The organism is Weissella sp. DD23, assembly GCF_001579105.1.
Classification (GTDB): Bacteria; Bacillota; Bacilli; order Lactobacillales; family Lactobacillaceae; genus Weissella; species Weissella cibaria.
The window spans coordinates 73408-79987 of the sequence record NZ_KQ970392.1 but is presented as its reverse complement, the minus strand read 5'-3'; the positions used below and the strand labels follow the sequence as shown (position 1 = coordinate 79987).

Genomic DNA, 6580 nt, shown 5'->3' with positions numbered 1-6580 from the left:
ACCGTTATCTGGGTCCTTTGGATCCGTTGTACCTGGCTTAGTTGTCGTGTCTCCTTGGAACGTTACATCAGTCGTTCCAGTCTTTCCTGCGAAAGTTGCGTCAGCGTTAACTGCTGGTGCAGCTAGAGTAACTGCGGCTCCCAATACAGCAACACTCATCAAAAATTGCTTCATCATAATTCTTTCCCTCTCTGTGCTTCTTAGGCTTTTTTAAGTAGTTCCTTTATTACATGAATTAGTATAATTCCGATTTATACGGCTCTTACAAAAAGTACTTAAATTGGGCCTGTTTTCGCTAATTTTTTAAAAGTTAGTAAAAAACACGTCAAAAATGGTCGTTTTTAGCTCAAAGCAAAGACGGAACCCCTTTGCAAGGATTCCGTCTTGATATTTTTTTCAATTTTTGAAATTATTTTGCGGTTGTCTCATCTTCATCTTCGTCATCCTTGCGACGCTTCCACAAAAGGAAGAATAGGAAGCCGATTAAGACAAGGAACAAAGCTAGCAATTGCCAAATCCAAGTTGGCACAAAAGCAATTGATCGACCGATACCAACGCTCGTAGCTGATGCACGTGAGACCGTAAAGTCATCACTAAACGTCCAACTCTTCTTCGTCTTATCATTTGTCATCGTGACAACATAGTGATACTTACCAGCCTTCATCACCCGTTCAGATGGAATCTGATACGTAAATGATGAATTAGGTGCGACTGAGCGATTTTTTTGACTATCCGTCAAAACTGTATCACCAGTACTCTTGTAGGTAACCTTAGCCTTCAAACTCATGTTACCAATATAACTTGGCACATTATTTTGAATTGGCAATTGGAAAATTTGACGCCCGTCAGAAACTTTAACCAATCCCTTTTTGTCATTCGTCAAAACCGCTGTTGGGTTGACGATCGATTCTGTGATTTGAACCGTCTTCACATAAACGAAACGGTTCGTGACACCACCTTCAACTTTATAACCCTTTGGCAATTCCTTGTTAACGACCACGGCACCCAACACGTAACCATCAAATTCCTTTGCTGGCATCGTTAACGTAATCGGCACTTGCACAGTTGTTTTAGCCGGAACCGTCACTGTTGTGTTGTCTTTACCATCAACCTTGGCAAGGTTAGAAAACTTCATGTTCGGATCAAGTGACTTATTCGTTCCACCTGAGAGATACATGATATTCACTTGATCGTTTGTGCGCGCTTGTTCCATTGATACTGTGAATTTTGCTGCCGCGTCTGAAGCATTTTGAACAGACACTGAACCTTGCAACACCTTACCTGGCTTCGTATTCAATTCCCATGTTGAATTATTTGTATCCGTGTCATCTTCAATACTCGATAACATGACACCCATTTCAGGATTGTTATTACTATAGTCTGCTGCCGCCGCTGGCTTTGCCACGCCAAGCGCCCCCAATGCAGCCGTCACTATGGCCAAACTTGACCACAACTTCCGTCCAATCATCTTTCCACTCTCCGTATTCTCGTACTTTATACAAGTGATTATAGCAGTGTTGAAAAGGAAATGCGCCCTATAGTTTCTAAATCAAAGCAAAACTGGCCAGATTTTTCATCGAAATCTAGCCAGTTCGTCACTACTACTTCGTCGTCTGAGTCGCTTGCTTTGCAGTTCCGGCACTGAAAATCCATGTCAAAACTAAAGCGACTGACAAGCCAACCCATACGCCAGCGTACAACATCACAACCAATGGTAAAAAGATGCTGTAATCCATCCCGTACAAATAACGTGAAGACAAAACAAACAACACAAAAATGAACGTAATCCAAGCTAAAAGCTCAAACATTGCCTTTAAATCTGAATATATGCGTCCAATCGTCATGCCTATTTGCCTCCACGTCATTTCTTGATGTTTTTATCTTAACGAATAATTGGCTGATTTTTTAATATCTCCTCAAATTGAACCATAGACACTAAAAAACAGGTTTCGCACTTACAAAAAGTGCGAAACCTGTCTTATTTCACTCAAATTTAGGACATTATGCAAATTGCGCCCACAACTTAACCAGTGCTTGTGTCCCTTCATCACCAAGGTTCTTTTGCTCAACAAGCTTGGTATATAAGGCCTCAGCCAAATCAGTTGCTGGCAAAGATAGATTCATCTTGGCCGCTTCGTCCAACGCAATGCGCAAATCCTTCAATAGGTGCTTTGCATAGAAGCCAGGTTCAAAATCGCCTGCCAAAACGCGGGGGCCATAGTTATCCAATGACCAGTTTTGGGCGCCACCAGCTGACAAAGTTGCCATTACTTTAGCCACATCTAGGTCAGCCGCCTTTGCATAAACCATCATTTCTGACATACCCAACATTGTCGCGGCAATCATAATTTGATTGGCCATCTTAGTGTGTTGACCTCGACCAGCCACACCAAAGCGGTTAGCTGCCTTTGAAATCACATCAAAGATTGGTTGCAAACTGTCGTACGCCGCTTCATCACCACCAGCCATAATGGTCAACGTACCATTCTTAGCACCAACATCACCACCAGAAACCGGGGCATCAAGTACCTTAACATCATACTTCTCACCATCAACGGCCAATTGTTCAGCCAACGTTGGCGTTGACGTCGTCATATCAACAAAGATTTGACCGGCGTGTGAGCCAGCAAACAACCCATTATCACCATAATATTGTTCTTCCACATCCTTGGGATAGCCAACCATGGTAATCACCAAGTCTGCTGCTTCAGCGATTTCCTTTGGTGAGTCTGCCCAAGTGGCACCATTATCCAAGACTGATTGGGCATGTGCTTTCGTGCGATTGAAAACAACCACTTCATAATTTGCTTGCAATAAGTTATTAATGATACCGCGCCCCATGACACCGGTACCGATGAATCCAATCTTCATGTTCATTCACCTCGTTATTTTCAGTACCTTCATTGTACACCCACTATCATCCCGCAACTGAAAAACCGGCTTTGTGCAGCGCACAAAACCGGTTTCATAACTATTTTATTGGAACTTCACACCACCATCAACAGCTAACGATTGGCCAGTGATGTAATCGGCTTGGTCAGACACCAAGAATGACACGTACTTAGCAATATCATCAGGTTCTTCACCACGACCAAGTAAAATACCATCAATAAACGCTTGGCGTGTTTCGCCAATGGCAACATTCTTGCGTTCAGCAAAACGGGCATCAATTTGATCCCACATTGGCGTTAAGACGATTCCTGGATTATAGGCATTTACACGGATATTGTCGGTCGCCAACTCTTTTGCCGCTGCTTGCACCAGACCCCGGGTAGCAAACTTGGTTGCCGAGTAAATCCCCAACATCTCAAAACCTTCCATCCCCGCAATTGATGAAGCCAATACAATTGAACCGCCTTGCTTACCATTCTTACGCATAGCGGCCGGTGCCGTTTGTAAAGCCCAGACTTGTGACTTTAAGTTAATATTGAAGACATTATCAACTTGTTCTTCTGGCGTCTCTTCGATTGTATCAACCCAATCAATACCAGCATTGGCTACGAAGACGTCTAAACGGCCATACTTAGTCAATGCTAATTGCACCATTTCTTCATTAACTGACTTTTGTTGTACATCCCCCGCAAAGGTTGTCGCTTCGCCCCCAGCTGCAACAATCTTATTAACCACGTTGTCCAATTTAGTTTGGGTGCGTCCGTTAACAATGACTGCATAACCATCTTGGGCTAGCCGCAATGCGATACCTTCACCGATACCTTGTCCACCACCAGTTACAATTGCTACTTTTTCAGCCATGATAAATGCCTTCTTTTCTTTGCATGTGATTTAATTAACAAATACATTGTAACGCGTCGCTTATATTTTGTAAACGGTTTCACGCACTTGTTTCGCTAAAATAAAAAGCGAAACTAACACGGTGTTGTGTTGTTTCGCTACTATTATTTATGTTTGTTATTATCTCGCCAAGCATTGAACTTCTTCATCTTAACGCGATTAATTTCCTGTAAGAGCTCTGTCATTTGCCCTGGCGTTCCAATTCCCCGCCAAATGAGCGCCGTATAAGGTTCATCCTTAGGCTGGGGAGCGTCCGTTACCAAAATATCTGTATATTCAGATAGAACATGGTTAATTTGAATTTTATAACCTGGCAAGCCATTCAGCGACATTGCCATCACTTCTTCGATGCCGTGATGGCCGCCAAAGTCAATCGTGATGTTAACTGCTGGAATTGCCCGATAAAAATTAGGATAACCCATCACTGTCGCAATCAAATCTGGCAACATAAAGTTATCCAAATCACGCGCCGGCACTCCCGTAAACTCACTAAAGTGGCGCATGACATCCTTAGAGAACTCATAGGCCAACGGATATTCCGGTGCAATGTCAGCAACATTCGTCATGTACTCATAATCTTCTTCTCCCACATATGGGAAGACAAAGAACCGTAAAATTTCAGGTTCAAGCACGCGCGTGACGGACCGAATATCAACTTGATCGGCCCGAAGCATGAAGAGACAGTAATAACTTTCTTTCAAAGCCCGTTCAAAATGATGCCAGTACTGGATGACTGAATCTGTCACGTCGGTCATCATTTGCTCCGGCGGGAAAAGTCCCAACGTATGCATGGTTAGAATGATAAACCGTGCCTCACTTGCGGCTGTTTCAACCGGCAAGTCAGGTGTGTCACTCATCCGTTCCATCAGTAAATGGATGAGGCGTCGACTACGATCAGATAACTCAGCAGTTGGCTTTAAAAAGCGATTCGTAAACCCTGTCGACACAAAATGACGCTGTCTAAAACGCGACCACCAAATTGCATACAGATGGCGCAACCCTACCAATTGTGTTTCACGCAACGTGCCACACTCCGGCACAATGATTTCATTCACCACTTCGCGCGCTTGTTCCTGCACATCGATCGGAAATGGTGAATCTCGCCGACCATTGTAATAAGTTAACATCTCGAATTTGAATAACCGAATGTGTTCTTCATTCCCGACTAATTTGTAATCTCGCGAAATTCGGATTCCTTCACGTGCTAAATCTTCAGCGACTTGCGCGCGTTCCTTGTACATCTTGGGGACCGACACATCAACGTCAAAGGCAAATTCTTCCCACGACGTCACTTGCTCATGAAATAATTCGTGTACCATTCGGCCGCGAATCGACGTCATAAGATAGTGTAGTCCTAACGATTCCCAATCTAACACCGTTGCTGGCACACTAAAACGAACATCTGATCCACCTTCAATCAAAATGCCGTCCGTCATACCTGTAATCATCTCAATATCAATCGCTAATTGTTGTGTTGTTGATAACACAATATAGCGTGACATATCCAGGTCTTCCATTACCTGGAGTACCGGGGCTTCCCCACGTGTTCGCATGTATCGAAATAACTTTAATTTATTCCGATCCTGCTTATCATGCATCCATTTCATCTCTCACACCATCATCTCACCTGATACTGCCACTTATCCCAGATACTATCACGAAATCAACTGATACGTCTTATCTAAAACTCGTGTAACAAATAAAAAATATAGAAACCCTTTATTTGTGAAGTTCTTCATGTAGACTACAAGAGACATCTATTTCAATTGCGAACTTTGGGGGTTCTATGCTATTTATTGCACTTCTGGCAGTTATTCTGCCGCTTATTCTGTTGGCCGTGTTCAACATGCCGGCACTAAAAGGGATGGCTATCAGTGCGCTCGTCGTCACCTTAGCCGGCTGGTTCATCTGGCAAATGCCAAACAATGTGATGTTTGCCTCTATCCTACAAGGCATTCACAAAACATTCCCAATTCTTTGGATTTTGTTTGGGGCCTTGATGATGCTACACGTTTTACGCCACACCGGCGCTATCACACGGATTAACGCCGGGTTCGAATCGTTAACCGCTGATATGCGTATTTTAGCAGTCTTAATTGCCTATTTATTTGGTGGTTTGATTGAAGGTGTATCTGGTTTTGGGACACCTGCAATGGTCACAGCACCCTTACTAATCGCTTTAGGGTTCACACCAATTGCGGGCGTTACCTTAGCCTTAGTCGCTGATTCAACATCAGCTGCATACGGTGCCGTTGGGACGCCACTAACCGTCGGGTTGAGTAACGTCGCCCCAGCAAATGTTGCTGACTTCATGAACAATATTGCCGGTACGATGACTACCATCGATTTGTTTGGTGGAACATTCATGCCTTTGATGTTGGTTATGCTGCTCGTTACGTTCTTCAATCGAGGCAAAAAGTCGATCAAATCGTGGCTAGAAATTACGCCATGGGCATTATTAATTGGCTTGGTTTATAACGTTTTCGCCTGGCTTTACGCCCACACAATTGGTTATGAGTTCGTGTCGATTCTCACACCATTAACCGTTTTGATCATTGCTGTGTTAACACTCAAATATCGCATCTTATTGCCAACAACCGTCTTCACCAATCCTTGGAAGGGTGCGAATTTTACCGGCGATGGTGTGCAAAATGATGAAGAAACGATGCAACACGCATCAAGTCATATGTCGTTGCTGACAGCTTGGTCGCCTTACTTGATTGTTGTTGTACTGCTCTTACTATCACGTACCATTGGTTGGCTAAAGCATTTCATGACCAACGCCATC

At 43.6% G+C, this 6580-nt stretch carries 6 protein-coding genes; 1 reads left to right on the top strand and 5 read right to left on the bottom strand.

The window, feature by feature from the left end:
• Positions 1–409 precede the first annotated feature (409 nt).
• The 5 genes from WEIDD23_RS04775 to WEIDD23_RS04755 form a co-directional block, all read right to left on the bottom strand.
• Positions 410–1468 (bottom strand): DUF3324 domain-containing protein, encoded by a 1059-nt coding sequence (locus tag WEIDD23_RS04775; RefSeq protein ID WP_010375194.1) that lies wholly within the window; start codon positions 1466–1468, stop codon positions 410–412.
• Between the two features lie 133 nt (positions 1469–1601).
• Positions 1602–1844, bottom strand: coding sequence for a hypothetical protein (locus tag WEIDD23_RS04770; protein ID WP_010375196.1), 243 nt, complete (start codon positions 1842–1844; stop codon positions 1602–1604).
• A gap of 157 nt (positions 1845–2001) precedes the next feature.
• Complete coding sequence (locus tag WEIDD23_RS04765; RefSeq protein ID WP_010375197.1) at positions 2002–2871, bottom strand: NAD(P)-dependent oxidoreductase; 870 nt, start codon at positions 2869–2871, stop codon at positions 2002–2004.
• A gap of 105 nt (positions 2872–2976) precedes the next feature.
• Positions 2977–3753, bottom strand: a complete 777-nt coding sequence (locus tag WEIDD23_RS04760; RefSeq protein WP_010375198.1) for a glucose 1-dehydrogenase — start codon at positions 3751–3753, stop codon at positions 2977–2979.
• Positions 3754–3896: 143 nt separating this feature from the next.
• Positions 3897–5390, bottom strand: a complete 1494-nt coding sequence (locus WEIDD23_RS04755) for a helix-turn-helix domain-containing protein (RefSeq protein ID WP_010375199.1) — start codon at positions 5388–5390, stop codon at positions 3897–3899.
• Between the two features lie 188 nt (positions 5391–5578).
• Here WEIDD23_RS04755 and WEIDD23_RS04750 point away from each other — a divergent pair.
• Positions 5579–6580 (top strand): L-lactate permease (locus WEIDD23_RS04750; RefSeq protein WP_197458812.1); only part of this gene is annotated, 1002 nt, incomplete at its 3' end.